We start from the raw sequence: 19589 nt of genomic DNA on the forward strand, positions 1-19589 counted from the left end.
GGTAATGAATAGTAGTATCAACAAACGCACAACGTTGTACCGTCTTATCCTCTGTACCTGCTAAGGTTATAGGGACAAGCCGTACGGGCAATTAGTACTGGTTAGCTTAATGCATTACTGCACTTCCACACCCAGCCTATCAACGTCCTGGTCTCGAACGACCCTTCAAAGAGCTCAAGGCTCTGGGAAATCTCATCTCAAGGCAAGTTTCCCGCTTAGATGCTTTCAGCGGTTATCTCTTCCGTATTTAGCTACCCGGCAATGCCACTGGCGTGACAACCGGTACACCAGAGATACGTCCACTCCGGTCCTCTCGTACTAGGAGCAGCCCCCTTCAAATTTCCAACGCCCACGGCAGATAGGGACCAAACTGTCTCACGACGTTTTAAACCCAGCTCACGTACCACTTTAAATGGCGAACAGCCATACCCTTGGGACCGGCTACAGCCCCAGGATGTGATGAGCCGACATCGAGGTGCCAAACTCCCCCGTCGATATGAACTCTTGGGAGGAATCAGCCTGTTATCCCCAGAGTACCTTTTATCCGTTGAGCGATGGCCCTTCCATACAGAACCACCGGATCACTATGTCCTACTTTCGTACCTGCTCGACTTGTCAGTCTCGCAGTTAAGCACGCTTATGCCATTGCACTATCAACACGATGTCCGACCGTATCTAGCGTACCTTCGAACTCCTCCGTTACACTTTAGGAGGAGACCGCCCCAGTCAAACTGCCTACCATGCACTGTCCCCGATCCGGATAACGGACCAAGGTTAGAACCTCAAACAAACCAGGGTGGTATTTCAAGGTTGGCTCCACGAGAACTAGCGTCCCCGCTTCAAAGCCTCCCACCTATCCTACACAGATTGGTTCAAAGTCCAATGCAAAGCTACAGTAAAGGTTCATGGGGTCTTTCCGTCTAGCCGCGGGTAGATTGCATCATCACAAACATTTCAACTTCGCTGAGTCTCGGGAGGAGACAGTGTGGCCATCGTTACGCCATTCGTGCAGGTCGGAACTTACCCGACAAGGAATTTCGCTACCTTAGGACCGTTATAGTTACGGCCGCCGTTTACTGGGACTTCAATCAAGAGCTTGCACCCCATCATTTAATCTTCCAGCACCGGGCAGGCGTCACACCCTATACGTCCACTTTCGTGTTTGCAGAGTGCTGTGTTTTTATTAAACAGTCGCAGCCACCAGTTTATTGCAACCCTTTCACCCTCATGGAGTAAACCAATCAAGCTACCGGGGCGTACCTTTTCCCGAAGTTACGGTACCAATTTGCCGAGTTCCTTCTCCCGAGTTCTCTCAAGCGCCTTAGAATACTCATCTCGCCCACCTGTGTCGGTTTGCGGTACGGTCTCGTATGACTGAAGCTTAGAGGCTTTTCTTGGAACCACTTCCGATTGCTTCGTGCACAAGTGCACTCGTCTCAACCCCTTGAATTACGCACCCGGATTTGCCTAAGTGCCTTCTATGAGCCAAAAACCAACTATTCCAACAGTTGGACAACCTTCCGCGATCCGTCCCCCCATCGCATCATACGACGGTGCAGGAATATTAACCTGCTTCCCATCAGCTACGCATCTCTGCCTCGCCTTAGGGGCCGACTCACCCTGCTCCGATGAACGTTGAACAGGAAACCTTGGGCTTACGGCGTGGAGGCTTTTCACCCCCATTATCGCTACTCATGTCAGCATTCGCACTTCTGATACCTCCAGCATCCTTTACAAGACACCTTCGCAGGCTTACAGAACGCTCTCCTACCATATCCAATAAAGGATATCCGCAGCTTCGGTGACTGGCTTAGCCCCGTTACATCTTCCGCGCAGGACGACTCGATCAGTGAGCTATTACGCTTTCTTTAAATGATGGCTGCTTCTAAGCCAACATCCTGACTGTTTTAGCCTTCCCACTTCGTTTTCCACTTAGCCAATCTTTGGGACCTTAGCTGGCGGTCTGGGTTGTTTCCCTCTTGACGCCGGACGTTAGCACCCGACGTCTGTCTCCCAAGCTCGCACTCATCGGTATTCGGAGTTTGCAATGGTTTGGTAAGTCGCAATGACCCCCTAGCCATAACAGTGCTCTACCCCCGATGGTGATACTTGAGGCACTACCTAAATAGTTTTCGGAGAGAACCAGCTATTTCCAAGTTTGTTTAGCCTTTCACCCCTACCCACAGCTCATCCCCTAATTTTTCAACATTAGTGGGTTCGGACCTCCAGGGCGTGTTACCGCACCTTCATCCTGGCCATGAGTAGATCACTTGGTTTCGGGTCTACACCCAGCGACTGATCGCCCTATTCGGACTCGATTTCTCTACGGCTTCCCTATATGGTTAACCTTGCCACTGAATGTAAGTCGCTGACCCATTATACAAAAGGTACGCAGTCACGGAACAAGTCCGCTCCTACTGTTTGTATGCACACGGTTTCAGGATCTATTTCACTCCCCTTCCGGGGTTCTTTTCGCCTTTCCCTCACGGTACTGGTTCACTATCGGTCGATTACGAGTATTTAGCCTTGGAGGATGGTCCCCCCATATTCAGACAGGATGTCACGTGTCCCGCCCTACTTGTCGCATGCTTAGTTCCACACATCGCATTTCACGTACCGGGCTATCACCGTCTATGGCTCCTATTTCCAGAGGATTCTGTTATGCGTCATGCTAAAACATGCAGGCTCTTCCCATTTCGCTCGCCGCTACTTTGGGAATCTCGGTTGATTTCTTTTCCTGCAGCTACTTAGATGTTTCAGTTCGCCGCGTTCGCCTTGCATACCTATGTATTCAGTATGCAATCCCCTAAAAGGGTGGGTTGCCCCATTCGGAAATCTGCGGATCAAAGTGTGTTTGCTCACTCCCCGCAGCTTATCGCAAGCTACTACGTCCTTCATCGCCTGTAATCGCCAAGGCATCCACCATGTGCACTTATTCGCTTGTCCCTATAACGTTAGCCTCTCATCATTTGCATGAGGAAAGAGCGCTACAGGGATAAGAAAGTACAACGTTGTTGCTTGTTTGTTGATACATACAATCATTACCCATCGATTTGCTTTTTACGGCAAACCAATCAATAAATAATCTTTACTTCTTCCAGATTGTTAAAGAACATACAGCACTTGGTCTCGAAAAGACCAAACCTAAATTCAATCACCGATGTGATCAACTTACGTTTGAACTTTTGGTGGAGGATGACGGGATCGAACCGACGACCCCCTGCTTGCAAAGCAGGTGCTCTCCCAGCTGAGCTAATCCCCCTAGGGTATTTCCAGACTACAGAAACTGGTAGGGCTGGTTGGACTCGAACCAACGACCCCGCGTTATCAACACGGTGCTCTAACCAGCTGAGCTACAGCCCCAAATGCTGTTCTTTATTTTAACAGCCGATAAGTGTGAACATTTGATGCGTGAATCATTTCTGATTCGTGCAAACTCTAGAAAGGAGGTGATCCAGCCGCACCTTCCGATACGGCTACCTTGTTACGACTTCACCCCAGTCACGAATCCTACCGTGGTAAGCGCCCTCCTTACGGTTAAGCTACCTACTTCTGGTAAAACCCGCTCCCATGGTGTGACGGGCGGTGTGTACAAGACCCGGGAACGTATTCACCGCGACATGCTGATCCGCGATTACTAGCGATTCCAACTTCATGCAGTCGAGTTGCAGACTACAATCCGGACTACGATACACTTTCTGCGATTAGCTCCCCCTCGCGGGTTGGCGGCGCTCTGTATGTACCATTGTATGACGTGTGAAGCCCTACCCATAAGGGCCATGAGGACTTGACGTCATCCCCACCTTCCTCCGGTTTGTCACCGGCAGTCTCATTAGAGTGCCCTTTCGTAGCAACTAATGACAAGGGTTGCGCTCGTTGCGGGACTTAACCCAACATCTCACGACACGAGCTGACGACAGCCATGCAGCACCTGTGTACTGGTTCTCTTTCGAGCACTCCCTGATCTCTCAAGGATTCCAGCCATGTCAAGGGTAGGTAAGGTTTTTCGCGTTGCATCGAATTAATCCACATCATCCACCGCTTGTGCGGGTCCCCGTCAATTCCTTTGAGTTTTAATCTTGCGACCGTACTCCCCAGGCGGTCTACTTCACGCGTTAGCTGCGTTACCAAGTCAATTAAGACCCGACAACTAGTAGACATCGTTTAGGGCGTGGACTACCAGGGTATCTAATCCTGTTTGCTCCCCACGCTTTCGTGCATGAGCGTCAATCTTGACCCAGGGGGCTGCCTTCGCCATCGGTGTTCCTCCACATATCTACGCATTTCACTGCTACACGTGGAATTCTACCCCCTCTGCCAGATTCTAGCCTTGCAGTCTCCAATGCAATTCCCAGGTTGAGCCCGGGGATTTCACATCAGACTTACAAAACCGCCTGCGCACGCTTTACGCCCAGTAATTCCGATTAACGCTTGCACCCTACGTATTACCGCGGCTGCTGGCACGTAGTTAGCCGGTGCTTATTCTTCAGGTACCGTCATTAGCAAGAGATATTAGCTCTCACCGTTTCTTCCCTGACAAAAGAGCTTTACAACCCGAAGGCCTTCTTCACTCACGCGGCATTGCTGGATCAGGCTTTCGCCCATTGTCCAAAATTCCCCACTGCTGCCTCCCGTAGGAGTCTGGACCGTGTCTCAGTTCCAGTGTGGCTGGTCGTCCTCTCAGACCAGCTACTGATCGATGCCTTGGTAGGCTTTTACCCTACCAACTAGCTAATCAGATATCGGCCGCTCCACGAGCATGAGGTCTTGCGATCCCCCACTTTCATCCTTAGATCGTATGCGGTATTAGCGTAACTTTCGCTACGTTATCCCCCACTCTAGGGTACGTTCCGATATATTACTCACCCGTTCGCCACTCGCCACCAGAGCAAGCTCCGTGCTGCCGTTCGACTTGCATGTGTAAGGCATGCCGCCAGCGTTCAATCTGAGCCAGGATCAAACTCTTCAGTTTAATCTCTGTTTAATGTCATTTCTGACAGGTCGGACAGTATTACTACCATCCAAATCTTTTACATTGCAAAAGATTTGCTCACTCAAAAAACTGACAGGCTACTTCCGAAGAAGTATCCTATTTCATTATTTCTTGTGAACATTTGATATTTTAAGTTAGACGCCAATCCTAAGATTGGCGCTGCACTTACATCAAATGCCCACACTTATCGACTGTTAATTGTTAAAGAACGGTATTCGGTACTGCTTTCGCGCTATCGACAAAGCGTTGTGTTTGTCAGCTGCGAAGAAGGAAGATTATGAAGCTTTTTCAGCATTTCGTCAACCTTCTTTTTTTCCCACTTCACTCAGCATTTGCATGCATCGTTCAGCGAGGGGGCGAATTATAGCCCTGCCCCGCACACCCTGCAAGGGCTATTTTTCAGCTCCGAGAAACAGCCCTGGCACCGCACTTGCTTATACAGACATATGCACTACGCACTGATGGCAGCAACTCTGGGCCTCGCAGCAACACTGGGGACAGCCCGGTTCGCTTTGCTTTGCTCCCATCTGTGACAGGTGCTACATTATGGAACACTCTCGATATTCAAAAGAGCGCCGCAGTACAGGGCCCAACGGAGGCAACGAGATCATGTATCAACCGTCAGCTACTTACCGTAGCGCACCGTTTTCGTCCATCGCGGACGCGAACATTTTGCCGGCAGGACAAGACAACGTCCCCGTCATCATCGAAACGTCCCATCAGCGTTCAGTCGCCTTTGGCCTGTCGCCCACGGCCACGCCCGACTTTACGCCGGCCGGCAAATCCGATCTGTCCTTGCTGATCGAGCAAAACCGCATGCTGCACACGCACGCAGTGCCCGCCATGGAAACGCTGTACCAGCAAATCGTCAATACGCACAATATGGTGATCTTGACGGATGCCAACGGCGTCATCGTGCATTCGCTGGGCGACGATGATTTCCTGGAGAAAGCCAACCGCGTGGCCCTGCAGCCGGGCGTGGCATGGTCGGAACAAAGCCGCGGCACGAATGCCATCGGCACGGCCATCACGGAAAAAGTACCGACGTTGGTCCATGCGGACCAGCATTACCTGGCCGCCAATCATTTCCTGACGTGCTCCGCGGCACCGATCACCGACCACCGCGGTAATGTCATCGGCGTGCTGGACGTGTCCAGCGACCAGCGCAGCTTTCACAAGCATACGATGGCCTTGGTGCGCATGTCGGCGCTGATGATTGAGAATCAGCTGTTTTCCGCCACCTTCGAAGACGCCATCACCGTGCACTTCCACGCGCGGCCCGAATTCATCGGCACCTTGATGGAAGGCATCGCCTCATTCACGCCGGGCGGACGGTTTTTATCCGCCAATAAAAACGGTTTGTTCCAGCTGGGCCTGTCATTCGCCGCGCTGCAATCCCATACCTTCAGCTCCCTGTTCGGCTTGCCCGTGTCTGCCCTGTACGAACATTACCGCACGGCCTCACCCGGCTTGCTGAACCTGTGCATGCACAGCGGCGTGCGCGTGTATGGGCGCGCGCAGTTGCGCTTGTCCAATAGCGTCTTCCAGCACGGCTTTACTGCCAGCACCGACCATAGCGATATCAACGCCGTGCCGGCCCAGGTTCCCGCGCCAGCCAGCCATGCGGCCAACGCGGCGCGCCGCCTGTCGGGCCTGCGTTATCTGCGCACGGGCGATCCGCAACTGGAACTGGTGATAGAAAAGGTCAACAAGGTATTGGGACGCGATATTCCCATCCTCGTCATGGGCGAAACGGGCACCGGCAAGGAATTGCTGGCGCAAGCCATCCATAACGACTCGCCGCGCGCCATGGGACCGTTTATCGCCGTCAATTGCGCGTCGATCCCGGAAACCCTGATCGAGTCTGAACTGTTCGGCTATGAAGACGGGGCATTTACGGGCGCGCGCAAGAAGGGGGCCATCGGCAAGATCCTGCAAGCCAATGGTGGCACCCTGTTCCTCGATGAAATCGGCGACATGCCCTTTGGCTTGCAGGCGCGGCTGTTGCGCGTGCTGCAGGAACGCATGGTCACCCCGCTGGGCAGCAGCAAATCAATCACCGTCAATGTGGAACTCATTTGCGCCACGAATCACAACTTGCGCGAACGCATGGCCAAGGGACTGTTTCGCGAAGACTTGTATTACCGCCTGAATGGCCTGGTGGTCAAACTGCCGCCGCTGCGCGAGCGCACCGACCTGGACACGGTCGTGAAAAAAATCCTCGCAACGGAAGCACCCGATACGCGCTACACGGTGGCGCCGGACATCCTGCGCTTGTTCCACCAGCATAAATGGCCAGGCAACTTCCGCCAGTTGACCAATCTCTTGCGCACGGCCATCGTCATGGCAGGCGACGAGCATGAAATCTGTTTGCGCCACATGCCTGATGATTTCCTCGACGATATAGAGATGACGCAAGCGACTGCCGCCAGCGCCAGCACGGACCGCATGATCGCCGCCGGCGCCAACCTGGAAGAAATGGAACAAAGCGCGATCCTCAAGTCGCTCGATGCGCATGGCGGCAACGTCTCGGCCACGGCGCGGGCCCTGGGCGTGTCGCGCAACACGATCTATCGCAAGGTGCCGCATCTGAAATAGCCTAGAGCAGACGGGCAAAGCCAGGCGACATCTTGCGCTGGCCCGACTTGTCGATGGTCATCAGGTCGACGCCCTGCATGTGTGCGGCCATCGCATGCGCACGCGCGGCCCCCATCACCATGAAGGTCGTCGACAAGCCATCGGCCAGCAAGCCCGAGGGGGCCAGCACGGTCACGCTGGCCAGTTCGCCCGGCGAATCACCGTTCGCGGGGTCGAAGATGTGGTGATGCACGAAGTCGGGCGTAAACGTGCATTCGTAATCGCCTGACGTGGCCACGCTGCGCCCCTCCACTTTCAAGGTGGCCGCCAGGATTTCCCTGTCGCGCGGGTCCTGGATGCCCAAGGTCCACGGGCGGCGCAGAGAACGCTGTCCGCGCGCAATGAACTCGCCCGTGTCGAGCAGCGCGTGCCGTATGCCGCGCGCCTGTACGGCCGCCAGCGCCATGTCCGCCGCGTAGCCTTGCGCCAGGCCATTCAAGGTCAGCGCCATGCCGGGCTGAAGAAAATGCACTTCGCGGCTATCCCACGCCAGTTGCCGCCAGCCTACCCGCGCCTGCACCGCGCGACGCAATGTGTCCGTCGGCAAGCTTGCCTGCTCTGCCGCCGCGCGAAACAGCTGCCACAAGGGTTGCACGGTGATATCAAACGCCCCATCGCTCCATTGCGACAAGGCTTGCGCCTGCGCCAGCACGGCCAGCAGATGCGCGTCCGGCCGGGCCAGACGGCCATCACGGTTCAGCTGGAAGACTTGGCTGGCCGGGCTGTAAATACTCATCAGGCGGTCGATATTCCTGGCCGCATGCAAGGCGTCTTCAATCGCCAGTTCGGCCTGGTGCTGATCGTGGTGCAACACGGTGACGGCGATCGTCGTGCCAAACGCCAACGCGGCGCCTTGATAAGGCCGAACGCCGGACGCCGTGGCCGTGCCGCGCGCCATGCTGCCAGGCAAGGACAAGCCCGCCATGCCGGCCACGCTGCCGATCGCTGCGGAAATAAAGGTTCTACGCTGCATTGCTGCTCTCCTCTGCCGTGGCCCGGACGATGGGAATGGTACGGGCACGCTTGATTTCCAGCATCAAGGGTGCGCATTTTTCATCGCTGGCGTAAATCACCACGCAATCCATGCACTGGAAACACTCGCCGTAATCGACCTTCCCGCTGGGCGCGATGGCGTGATACTCGCAACGGTGGCGGCAAGTCTGGCAAGGCGTGCCGCATTCCTTGCGGCGGGGAATCCAGTTGAACAGGCGAAAGCGCCCCAGCAGCGCCAGCGCCGCGCCAAACGGACACAGGTAGCGGCAAAAGAATTTGTAGGAAACACTGCTGAGCAGCAGCAAACCCACGGCATACGCGACGAAGGGCCAGGCGCGCACGAAGTTCAGGGTGATGGCCGTCTTGAACGGCTCCAGCTCCACCAGCTTGTCCGTGATCTGGCTGGAAAACATGCTGCTGCCAAGAATGGCCGCCAGCAAGCCATACTTGATCCATTTCAAGCGCCCGTCCAGACGCGGCTTGATCTTCCACTGCGGCAAGCGCAGCCACTGGCCCAGCTTGCCCGTGAATTCCTGCAGCGCGCCAAACGGACACAGCCAGCCGCAAAACGTGCCGCGCCCCCAGATAAACAGACTGAGCAGCACAAAAGCCCACAGGATCACCGTCATCGGATCGAACAGGAAGAAGCCCAGACTGCGGCCCGCCAGCAGCGCCTGGATGACGCCCGTGATATTGACAATCGATAACTGCCCCTGCGCGTAGTAACCGATGAAAGCGCTGGTAAACACCAGGAACAGGCGGCGGAACCAGGTAAATTGCCGCCCCTCGCGCACCAGGCGTTTTTGCCAGGCCAAAGCGCCGGCCAGCAGCGCCAGCCCGGCCAGCAAGGTCAATAGCTCGGCCTTGCGGTTCTTCCAGGTGCCGCGCCATGTGGCATCGTCGCCTTGCGGTGCGCTATAAAAATCAGCCGGCAGGCGGAAGCTGAAATCCACGTTGCGGGCGATGCGTTCCGGATACACGATACCCTTGTTGCGCGTAATGGGGAGAGAAAACGCCAGCGGGCTGGCCGCATCGAGTCCCGCCTGGCTGATGATGCGAAACACGGCGATATTTTCCGTCGGCAACGCAGTCTCTTCCGACAAGCGCAATTCCAGGTTCAGGTCGCGCATGTCGATGGGCAAGCCATCCTGCTTCAGCAACAGCCTATCCGGCACGGTGCCGCGCACGAAATCGTCGCCCAGCACGCTGTAGCGCCCGCGCGACATGACGAGGATGGCGTGATCGCCCTCGTCGAGCCGGTTGCGCAATTTGTTCCAGCTGCGCTCCGTCAACAGATTGCGTCCCACCGTGGGCACGGACACATACGCCAGGTACAGGTCGATGAACACGCCGTCCGGCGCGCGCGTGGCTTCCACATCGAGTCCGGCGCCGGGACTGCCGGCAAACAGGGTTTCCACATCCTTGTTGCTCAGGCGTACATGCTGGATCAAGCCTTGTTTGAGCATCTGCGCCGCGCTGAGTTTCTCGAACACGTCCATGCGGATGCGGGCGATCTGGTCGGGGTCGCGGCCTTGCGCAAAACCCAGTTTTTTGCGCGACACTTTCAAGGCCGAGGCCAGCACGCTCTGGTTGATGATGCGCACGGAGGCCGTGGCCTTCGACACGCCGTCGATATCGGCGTGGGTCGCATCTGGCGCGCGTTTCTTCCTGGCATCGATGGCAATGTTCTGTTTCAGCGACAAGCCCTGGTACTGTTTGACGAATTGAAACAGGGGCGCTTCACCGAGGCCGTCGAGAAACACGGGTTCGTGTTGCGACAGCACGGATACGTCCAGAAAACTGCCTTTCGGATCGATGGCAATCAGCAGATTGACGGGCACGCCGGAAAAGCCGGGAATGGGCGCCAGGTCCACCGATTCAAACACGTAGCCGACCAGTTCGGTAGCCGTGGCGTTTTGCCGGAACAAGGGCCAGACGGGCAAGTCGGTCTCCTTGTCGCCGACGACGATGGGAGCAGGAAAACGCCGTGCCAGTTCGGCCTTGGTGAGCACGCCCGCCCACGCCTGCCCCAGAATGAGCAAAAATAACCAGCATCCAATGAACAACCGCATTATCCGCATGCACCGTGCTCCGTGCGGCGCCCTGTCGCAAGGCGCCGCGTTCATAATTAGAAGAAAATGATGCCGCCCAGCGACACGCCATTCATCTTCGCTTCGCCGCCCGTAAAGCCTTTTGAGCGCGTCTGGCCCAGTTCGCCCACCAGGGTGATCGCACTGTTGAGCGAGTAATACGCGCCCAGGGTCAGGTTGGCGTTCGACTTCAAGCCGCCCGTGCCGGCCGTGTTGTCGTCGTTCTTGCTGATGCCGTAGGACAAGCCCAGCTTCAGCTTGTCCGTCGTTTTATACGTGCCTTGCAGCAGCCAGTTCTTCGACTTGGTATCGCCCTGGTCCGCATCGGAGAGTATCCCCAATCCTTTGCCACCCTGGAAGTTGACCAGCACGCCAGCAGGCCCCATCTGGTACGAGCCGCCCACTTCCACGCCGCGCATGGTCAGGTCATCGACACCTGGCGTTTTCGAGGTGAATTTTTGCGACTTCACGCCCAGCCAGGCTTTCAAGCCTTCCTGCGCATACGTCACTTGCGCCTGCACTTGCGGACTCGACTTCGAGGAATAGGTCGAGCCTGCCACGATGGGCGTATCGGAGACGGGGCTGACCAGCGCCACATCGACGCCAAAGCCGCCGGACTTCGGCGAGCTGTACATGATCTGGCCATAGTTGCCCAGATAGGTGTAACCGGCGCCGATATGGCCCAGGGTCACCCGCCCCCGCTGCGTTGCCTGCACGGGTGCGCCCGAACCCAACAAGGTCATGTCGGACAAGATCGCATTCGCGCCGAAGATACCGTAGTCGCGGCCCAGCTTGAAGGTGCCCATTTCCGCATTGCCGAACGTGAAGAAGGCCTGGCGCACATCGACCACGCTGTTCTGGCTGATGGCGCTGTCTGTGGCCGTCGAGTTGTAGATGCCGATCAAGGCTTTCACGTCGTACTCGCCCAGGCGCGAGCTTGCCGAGGTGATCAAGCCATTCGGCAGCAAGCCGTTGCCAATCGTCGTGCGGTCCTTCTCGCCGCCGCAACCGAGCGCCTGGCCGCCCAGCGCCAGCCCACCCACCGCATCGCCCGAACACGACACTTGCGTGTAATAGGCGTTGACGATACCGCCCACCGACACGGTCCAGTCGCCCGCCTTGATATCGACGGCTTGTGCCTGCCCCATCGCTGCGATTGTCATGACACCCAGGCTCCCCAGCTTGATCAATGTGTTCATTGCGTCTCCTCTTTCTTCTCTGTTTTTAGTGTGCACACCAGTGATTGATGTACCTCAAGCTTTGGCAATAAGCGTGCCCAGCACGGCTCAGAGGGAGAAAGAAAAAAAGCGTATTTAACGTGTGCAGCAGCGGATCAATTGCCACAGATAGTGTTCATTTTTTGACCGCAAGTATGCGTAGCGGAGAGACAGGTAAACAAAAAACTGACGGCCTGGGCCGTCAGCAAAAAGAAAGCGCCCGGCGGACAGGGAGACACCCGTCCGAGTGGCCCGGGCGTTTCACCCCGTTACTTCGATGCCAGTTTAAAGACCCACACGGAGCCGCCCTGCTCCAGGAAGTTGACCTTCTTGGCCACTTCGCCGCCCCACAGCGGCACCGCGCCACCCCAGCCGGATACGACGGCTACATATTGCGTATCGCCATCCTGCCAGGTGACGGGCGGCGCCACGACGCCGGAACCCGTCTGGAATTTCCACAGTTCCTTGCCCGTCTTCGCGTCGACGGCTTTCAGGAAGCCTTCCGGCGTGCCGTAGAACACCAGATTGCCGGCCGTGCTCATCACGCCACCCCACAGCGGCGCATTGTTCTTGATTTCCCAGACGATCTTGCCCGTCTTCGGATCGATGGCGCGCATGGCGCCGATGTAGTCGTCAAACAAAGGCCGGATGGTAAAACCCGCACCGAGGAAGGCGCCGCCCTTCTTGTAGCTGATCGGCTCATTCCAGATGTCCATACCCCACTCGTTCGCGGGTACATAGAACAGCTTGGTTTGCGGCGAGTACGCCATCGGCATCTGGTTTTTTGCACCGAGGAAAGCGGGCGCGGCAAACACGGTCGTGCCTTTCTTGCCTTCTTCTCCCTTGGTCGGATCGCCTGGGCGACCGGCGGCGATGTAGTTCGGCCGTCCCGTTTTCAGATCGATGCTGCTGGCCCAGGTGATTTTTTTCACAAACGGAAACGCGTTCTGCAACTTGCCCGTGTTGGCGTCGATGACATAAAAGAAACCGTTGCGGTCGGCCTTGCCGCCGTAACGCTTGCCATCCATGTCGAAGGTGACGAACTCATTGGCGCCGTCGAAATCCCAGGCATCGTTGGGCGTGTTTTGATACGCCCACTTGATCTGACCCGTTTTCACGTCCAGCGCCACGGTGGACGAGGAATACAGATTGTCGCCGGGACGCAAATGGCTGTTCCATGGCGCCGGGTTGCCCGTGCCGAAATAGGCCAGCTTGGTTTGCGGATCGTAGGTGCCGCCCATCCAGGTCGAGGCGCCACCCGTTTTCCACAGGTCGCCCGGCCAGGTTTTGTTCACGGTGCCGGATACGCCGTTATCGATGGCCTTGCCGTCCTTGTCGTAGCGGTGGCCCATATGCCCCTCTACTGTCGGACGGCTCCATACCAGGTCGCCCGTCATGGGGTTGCGCGCTTCGACCCGTCCCACGATGCCGAATTCGCCACCCGACACGCCCGTCAGCAGCAAGCCTTCGGCGATCAGCGGCGCGGCCGTCATCGAGTACCCGGCCGCATAATCGTCGACCTTTTCCTTCCAGACGATCTTGCCCGTGTTCTGGTCCAGCGCCACCAGGTAGGCGTCGAGCGTGCCGAAAATCACCAGGTTGCCATACAGGGCGGCACCGCGGTTGACCACGTCGCAGCACGGCATGATGCCGTCCGGCAAGCGATGCTCATACTTCCACAGCTTGGCGCCCGTTTTCAAGTCGACAGCAAAGATGCGCGAGTACGATGCCGTGACGAACATCTTGCCGTTATGAATCAGCGGCTGCGATTCCTGGCCCCGTTGTTTTTCGCCGCCAAACGAGAACGACCAGGCCGGCACCAGCTTGGCCACGGTCTTGTCATTGATCTGCGTCAACGGCGAATAGCGCTGCCCCTGCGTGCCCATGCCAAACGACAGCACGCTGGCCGGATTCTTCGCCGTGTTGTCGAGCATGGCATTGGTGACATTGCCCACGTCGGCCGCCTGGACCAACGAGGCCAAGGATGCCAACCCCAAACCGACGACGATCCCCATGATTTTTTTCTGCACAATCATCTCCCTCTGTTTTATTAGTATGTGTATGTATTCAGTGTTACTGCTCAGGTCTTGCGGTGCTCATGCGGCTGGGCATGCAACAGCGCGCACTCTTCATCGGTGAACAGGCGCGAGCGCGTCAGGAAGCGCTTGCCCGTGCCGTTGTCGAGTGAAAACATGCCGCCATTGCCATCGACCACATCGATAATCAACTGGGTATGCTCCCAGTACTCGAATTGCTCGAGTCCCATGTAAAACGGTGTGCCATTCAAGTTGCCGAGATAGATATCGGTATCGCTGACATCGAACTCGCCCAGCGCATAACACATGGGCGCACTGCCGTCGCAGCAGCCGCCCGACTGGAAAAACATCAGCGGGCCGTGACGCTGGCGCAACTTGTCCATCATTTCCAGCGCCGCATCGGTGGCGACCACCCGGGCAATTGCTGCACTCATGGCATCCTTTCTGCGCGCCGCCCCCGGCTAAGGGCGCGGCGCCTGTTGCCGGTTTAGAAGAAGCCCAGGGCTTTCGGGCTATAGCTCACCAGCAAGTTCTTCGTTTGCTGATAGTGGTCGAGCATCATCTTGTGGTTTTCACGGCCGATACCCGATTGCTTGTAACCGCCGAAAGCGGCGTGGGCTGGATACAGGTGGTAGCAATTGGTCCACACGCGGCCCGCCTGGATGGCGCGTCCCATGCGGAAGGCGCGCGAACCGTCACGCGTCCACAAGCCGGCACCCAGGCCGTACAAGGTATCGTTGGCAATCGCCAGCGCTTCGGCCTCATCCTTGAAGGTGGTCACGGACACGACGGGCCCGAAAATCTCTTCCTGGAAGATGCGCATCTTGTTGTTGCCCTTGAACACCGTCGGACGCACGTAGTAACCGCCCTCCAGGTCGCCTGCCTGCGTATGGCGCTCGCCGCCGGCCAGCACTTCTGCGCCTTCCTGGCGGCCGATGTCGAGGTAGGACAGGATTTTTTCCAGCTGCTCCTGCGACGCCTGGGCGCCGATCATGGTGCTGGCATCGAGCGGATTGCCCTGCTTGATGGCGGCCACGCGCTTCAAGGCCCGTTCGATGAATTTCTCGTAAATCGATTCCTGGATCAGCACGCGCGATGGGCAGGTGCACACCTCGCCCTGGTTCAGCGCAAACATGGTGAAGCCTTCCAGGCACTTGTCGAAATAATCATCATCGGCATCCATCACATCTTCAAAGAAGATGTTTGGCGACTTGCCGCCCAGCTCCAGGGTGACGGGAATCAGGTTTTGCGCGGCATACCCCATGATCAGGCGGCCCGTGCCCGTTTCACCCGTAAAGGCGATCTTGGCGATGCGCTTGCTCGACGCCAACGGCTTGCCCGCTTCCAGGCCGAAACCGTTGATGATGTTCAACACGCCCGGTGGCAGCAAGTCGCCGATCAGCTCGATCAACACCATGATGGAGGCGGGGGTCTGCTCGGCCGGTTTCAAGACCACGCAATTGCCGGCGGCCAGGGCTGGCGCCAGTTTCCAGACGGCCATCAGAATCGGGAAATTCCACGGAATGATCTGGCCCACGACACCCAGCGGCTCATGGTAGTGATAGGCATAGGTTTCCGCGTCGATTTGCGCGACGGAACCTTCCTGCGCGCGGATGCAGCCGGCGAAGTAACGGAAATGGTCGATGGCCAGCGGAATGTCGGCATTCATCGTTTCACGGATCGGCTTGCCGTTGTCGATGGTTTCCGCCGTGGCGATCAGGCTCAGGTTCTGTTCGATGCGGTCGGCGATGCGGTTCAGGATATTGGCGCGCTCGGCAGGTGAAGTCTTGCCCCAGGCATCCTTGGCGGCATGCGCGGCGTCCAGCGCCAACTCGACATCTTCCGCCGTGGAACGGGCGATTTCGCAAAACGGCAAGCCCGTGATGGGCGTGATGTTAGGAAAGTATTCACCTTTTACTGGTGCAACGAATTTGCCGCCGATGTAATTGTCATAGCGTTGTTTGAAGGGATTGGCTACGCCCAGTTTGCTGATGTCTGCGAGATTCATGTCGTCCTCTATCGGGTTAATTAGAATGGAATTGCTTTAATTAAAATCAAACGTCCTGGTACAGATGGGGTGAGTACACGGAGTCTTCCGCAAATGCCGTGCCAGCTCGTCGTCCCCCTACCCAACTTAGCGGGTTTTACCTCTCTTGCAAGGGCATGGTGGCCATATCGGCGGGTTCGATTGCTGCCGTAGCGCGCCATCGCCGCTGCACAATGGAACAGGTGTACCAGACTGGAACACCTGTTCCAGCCTGCTTAGCGGATCACCACGCCCCATGGCAATTCACCTACGGCAATATCGGCCACCTTGCGCGCGCTGGCCGTGTCGATGACGGACACGCTGTTCGAGCGGCCATTGGCCACGTACAGCTTGCTGCCGTCTGGCGTGATGGCCATGTTCCACGGGCGTTTGCCGACGGCAATGGTGGCCGTCACCTTGTTGCTGGCCGTATCGATCACCATCACCGTGCCGTCCGTGCCGTTCGAGACATACACCTGCTTGCCGCCAGGGTGGACGGCGATGCCGTTGGCATTCTTGCCCGCTGGAATGGTGGCGATCGCCTTGCGCGCGGCCATGTCGATCACATACACGGCGTTGACCAGTTCGCATGCCACGTAGGCGCGGCCGGAGTCCGGACTGAAACCGATGCCGCGCGGACGCAGACCCACGGCGATGGAAGCAACCTGGCGGCGTTGCGCCACATCAATGACATCGACTTGCTCGGCCTCTTCCGCACTGACCAGCAGCCAGCGCCCATCCGGGCTGAACACGGCATGTTCCGGGTTACGCCCTTGCACCTTGATATCGGCGAGCAAGACGCCCGTCTGACCATCGAGCAAGGTCACGCTATTGTTTTCCTCGACGGCCACGGCCACGTAACGACCGTCCGGCGAAGCGCTGACGCCTTCGGGCGACTTGCCCAGCGCCACCGTGCGCACGGGCGTGCCGCTCGCGTTGTCGATCAGCAACAAAGCGCTACTGGCGGCATCGGTGACAAACAATTGCCGTCCGGTGGGGTCGGCGGCGATGCCACGCGGCCGCTTGCCTGCCGCGATCTGGCGCACCACCTGGTCGGTCGCCGTGTCGATCACGCTCAGGGTGCCCGATTTTTCATTGGGGACATAGGCAAAAGGAGCGGCCTGGAGAGCGCTGCTGGCAAGCACAGGCAGCAGCCAGCACACCTGGCGCAAGCGCGAGAAGAAGTTGGGCATAATCACCTTTTCAATGGCAAAACGAGGGGAAAGCGCGCGGTATCGGCGCATCTGAACATTGCTGCATGCAAACGCCGTGCCACTGACACGCGTATAATTTCAGCCCACCAATGGAGACATGGCAGGCATATTGCTTGATACAACTATGCAGACCTGCGCCGCTCACGCGCTCAAGCAGGCTTTTATTCACATTGGAGAACCCGCATGCAGCATCGTTTCCGCTTGAACACCATTGCCAGCCTGTTTGTCGCCGGCAGCGCCACCCTCGCCCCCCACGTTTTCGCCGCCGAGGCAGCTAATCTGGCCAACGGGCAACTCATGGATACGGTGGTCGTCAGCGGCAGCCGCATCGCCCACCCCAGCCAGGAAGTGCCGGCCTCGATCGACGTGGTCGACAGCGCCCGCATCCAGGATGGTCAAATCCGCGTCAACGCGTCGGAGGCGCTGGCCGCCGTGCCGGGCCTGGTTGTGCAGAACCGCCAGAACTACGCACAAGACTTGCAGATCTCGTCGCGCGGCTTCGGCGCCCGCTCGGCCTTCGGCGTGCGCGGCGTCAAACTGATCAGCGATGGCATTCCTGCCAGCATGCCCGACGGCCAAGGCCAGGCCGCCACCTTCAACCTCGATACGGCCGAGCGCATCGAAGTGCTGCGCGGACCGTTTTCTGCCATCTACGGCAACCATTCTGGCGGCGTGATCCAGCTGTTTTCCAAGGATGGGCAAAATCCCCCGTCCGTCGAGTTGAATGTGACGGGCGGCAGTTTCGGCACCAGCAAGGTGGACCTGACGGCACAAGGCCAGGCAGGCGGCATCGGCTACGTGCTAGACGGTTCGCGCTTCCGCACGGACGGCTTCCGCGACCACAGCGCCGCCACGCGCGAACAGGCGTTCGGCAAGATCACCGTCAAGCCCAATGCGGACAGCAAGCTGACCATCGTCGCCAACAGCCTGCACCAGGGCAACACGCAAGATCCGCTGGGCGCCACCTGGGCCACGTTTGCCGCCAACCCGCGTGCCGGCGAAATCGATGCGAGCGACACGCAAAACCCGAAACGCACCCTGGCCGAGCGCTACAACACGCGCAAGAGCATCGATCATCAGCAAATCGGCGCCACCTATGAACAAGCGTTTGGCGACGACCGCCTGCACGTGATGGTGTATGGCGGCAACCGCGATGTCATCCAGTACCAGGCTTTCACCAAGTTCCTGCAAAATCAAACTGTTAATGGAGTACTCAAACATTCGGGCGGCGTGGTCGATTTCCAGCGCCAGTTCTATGGCATCGACACCAACTGGCTGCACGTGAACCAGCTGGCTGGCGGCAAGCTGAGCACCACCATTGGCATCGATTACGGCCGCTCCAGCGATGACCGCACCGGCTATGAAAATTACATTGGTAATAGCTTTGGTGTAAAGGGCCAGCTGCGCCGCGACGAGCAGGATGTCGTCTCCAGCCTCGATCCGTATCTCCAGATGGAATGGCAAAGCGGGCCATGGCTGCTGAGCGCAGGTGTGCGCTACAGCAAAATGAAAGTGGAAGTTAACGACCATTTTCTCAGTAATGGCAACGACAGCGGCAGCCTGGAATTCAGCCACACGACACCGGTACTGGGCCTGCTGTATAAACTGACGCCGAACGTCAACGTGTACGCCAGCGCCGCGCGCGGCTTCGAAGCGCCTACCCTGAACGAATTGTTTTACTCGGGCGCGGGCAATGGATTCAATTTCAATCTGAAGCCTGCCACCAGCACCAACCTGGAAGCGGGCGTCAAGGCCAGCATCAATAGCAACACGCATGTGAATGCAGCCGTGTTCCAGATCAAGACGAATGACGAACTGGTAGTCGACAAGTCCAGCGGCGGGCGCACCAGCTATCGCAATGCGGGTAAAACCTTGCGCCAGGGTATGGAAGTGTCGCTGGATTCGAACCTGCCGTATGGCTTCACGGCAAAAGTGGCGCTCACCAGCCTGCACGCTGTGTACGACCAGGCCTTTGGTAGCGTGCGCGAAGGCAGCCGATTGCCGGGCGTACCCAGCGCCAACCTGTTCGCGGAACTGGCCTGGAAAGACACATTGGACCGTTTCGGCGCGGCGCTGGAAAGCGTGGCCAGCAACCAGGTCTACGCGGAAGACAGCAACAGCGAAAAGCCGGCGCCCGGCTACACGGTGTTCAATGCGCGCTTCAACGCCAAACAAAACGTAGGGAATTGGCGCTTCAAGGAGTTTGCCCGCCTGAACAATCTTTTCGACAAGACCTACGTGGGCTCCGTCATCGTCGGCGACAGCAACAAGCGCTACTATGAAGCGGCGCCAGGACGCAATTGGTTGTTGGGCGTTAGCGCGCAATACTCCTTCTAATAATAAAGCCCGCGCATCTTCCGATGCGCGGGCTTCATTGTCATTC

Annotated in this window: 9 protein-coding genes, 2 tRNA genes and 2 rRNA genes; 2 read left to right on the forward strand and 11 right to left on the reverse strand. The window is 57.6% G+C overall.

Annotated elements, in window-relative coordinates; translation table 11 throughout:
* Positions 1 to 70: 70 nt before the first annotated feature.
* From CNX70_RS27690 to CNX70_RS27705, 4 genes are all read right to left on the reverse strand, one after another.
* Positions 71 to 2946 (reverse strand): 23S ribosomal RNA (locus CNX70_RS27690).
* A 240-nt stretch (positions 2947 to 3186) separates the two neighbouring features.
* A tRNA-Ala gene (locus tag CNX70_RS27695) sits at positions 3187 to 3262 on the reverse strand.
* A 25-nt stretch (positions 3263 to 3287) separates the two neighbouring features.
* A tRNA-Ile gene (locus CNX70_RS27700) sits at positions 3288 to 3363 on the reverse strand.
* Between the two features lie 79 nt (positions 3364 to 3442).
* A 16S ribosomal RNA gene (locus CNX70_RS27705) occupies positions 3443 to 4972 on the reverse strand.
* The 16S and 23S rRNA genes sit together here with 2 tRNA genes alongside, the layout of an rRNA operon.
* A 630-nt stretch (positions 4973 to 5602) precedes the next feature.
* Between CNX70_RS27705 and CNX70_RS27710 the strand changes: the two genes are divergently transcribed.
* Positions 5603 to 7591, forward strand: a complete 1989-nt coding sequence (locus CNX70_RS27710; RefSeq protein ID WP_244198978.1) for a sigma-54-dependent Fis family transcriptional regulator — start codon at positions 5603 to 5605, stop codon at positions 7589 to 7591.
* A gap of 1 nt (position 7592) precedes the next feature.
* On the opposite strand, the gene CNX70_RS27715 is transcribed toward CNX70_RS27710, so the two are convergent.
* From CNX70_RS27715 to CNX70_RS27745, 7 genes are all read right to left on the reverse strand, one after another.
* A complete protein-coding gene (locus CNX70_RS27715) occupies positions 7593 to 8603 on the reverse strand; it encodes an FAD:protein FMN transferase (RefSeq protein ID WP_096238174.1) in 1011 nt (336 codons plus the stop codon).
* A complete protein-coding gene (locus CNX70_RS27720; RefSeq protein WP_244198979.1) occupies positions 8593 to 10665 on the reverse strand; it encodes a 4Fe-4S binding protein in 2073 nt (690 codons plus the stop codon). Before CNX70_RS27720 ends, CNX70_RS27715 begins: the two co-directional genes overlap by 11 nt.
* Positions 10666 to 10751: 86 nt before the next feature.
* The gene (locus tag CNX70_RS27725; protein WP_071075149.1) at positions 10752 to 11912 is read right to left on the reverse strand and encodes a porin; all 1161 of its coding nucleotides are present in this window, start codon (positions 11910 to 11912) and stop codon (positions 10752 to 10754) included.
* 287 nt (positions 11913 to 12199) lie between these two features.
* Positions 12200 to 13945 carry a PQQ-dependent methanol/ethanol family dehydrogenase gene (locus CNX70_RS27730; protein WP_096238715.1) on the reverse strand — a complete coding sequence of 582 codons (1746 nt, stop codon included), beginning with the start codon at positions 13943 to 13945 and terminating at the stop codon, positions 12200 to 12202.
* Positions 13946 to 14010: 65 nt separating this feature from the next.
* On the reverse strand, positions 14011 to 14400 hold the full coding sequence (locus CNX70_RS27735) for a DUF779 domain-containing protein (protein ID WP_034756816.1): 390 nt from the start codon (positions 14398 to 14400) through the stop codon (positions 14011 to 14013).
* Positions 14401 to 14453: 53 nt separating this feature from the next.
* On the reverse strand, positions 14454 to 15974 hold the full coding sequence (gene adh / locus CNX70_RS27740) for an aldehyde dehydrogenase (protein WP_096238176.1): 1521 nt from the start codon (positions 15972 to 15974) through the stop codon (positions 14454 to 14456).
* A 254-nt stretch (positions 15975 to 16228) separates the two neighbouring features.
* Positions 16229 to 17185 carry a beta-propeller fold lactonase family protein gene (locus CNX70_RS27745; RefSeq protein ID WP_096238177.1) on the reverse strand — a complete coding sequence of 319 codons (957 nt, stop codon included), beginning with the start codon at positions 17183 to 17185 and terminating at the stop codon, positions 16229 to 16231.
* Positions 17186 to 17389: 204 nt separating this feature from the next.
* Here CNX70_RS27745 and CNX70_RS27750 point away from each other — a divergent pair, with 204 nt between their 5' ends.
* The gene (locus CNX70_RS27750; protein WP_096238178.1) at positions 17390 to 19543 is read left to right on the forward strand and encodes a TonB-dependent receptor family protein; all 2154 of its coding nucleotides are present in this window, start codon (positions 17390 to 17392) and stop codon (positions 19541 to 19543) included.
* Positions 19544 to 19589: the final 46 nt, after the last annotated feature.

This window comes from Janthinobacterium svalbardense (assembly GCF_002327145.1).
Taxonomy (GTDB): Bacteria; Pseudomonadota; Gammaproteobacteria; order Burkholderiales; family Burkholderiaceae_D; genus Janthinobacterium; species Janthinobacterium tructae.

Coding starts and splice junctions, on each gene's coding strand:
- CNX70_RS27715 (WP_096238174.1), bottom strand. CDS start 8,603: ATGCAGCGTAGAACCTTTATTTCCGCAGCGATCGGCAGCGTGGCCGGC.
- CNX70_RS27725 (WP_071075149.1), bottom strand. CDS start 11,912: ATGAACACATTGATCAAGCTGGGGAGCCTGGGTGTCATGACAATCGCA.
- adh (WP_096238176.1), bottom strand. CDS start 15,974: ATGAATCTCGCAGACATCAGCAAACTGGGCGTAGCCAATCCCTTCAAA.
- CNX70_RS27735 (WP_034756816.1), bottom strand. CDS start 14,400: ATGAGTGCAGCAATTGCCCGGGTGGTCGCCACCGATGCGGCGCTGGAA.
- CNX70_RS27745 (WP_096238177.1), bottom strand. CDS start 17,185: ATGCCCAACTTCTTCTCGCGCTTGCGCCAGGTGTGCTGGCTGCTGCCT.
- CNX70_RS27710 (WP_244198978.1), top strand. CDS start 5,603: ATGTATCAACCGTCAGCTACTTACCGTAGCGCACCGTTTTCGTCCATC.
- CNX70_RS27730 (WP_096238715.1), bottom strand. CDS start 13,945: ATGGGGATCGTCGTCGGTTTGGGGTTGGCATCCTTGGCCTCGTTGGTC.
- CNX70_RS27750 (WP_096238178.1), top strand. CDS start 17,390: ATGCAGCATCGTTTCCGCTTGAACACCATTGCCAGCCTGTTTGTCGCC.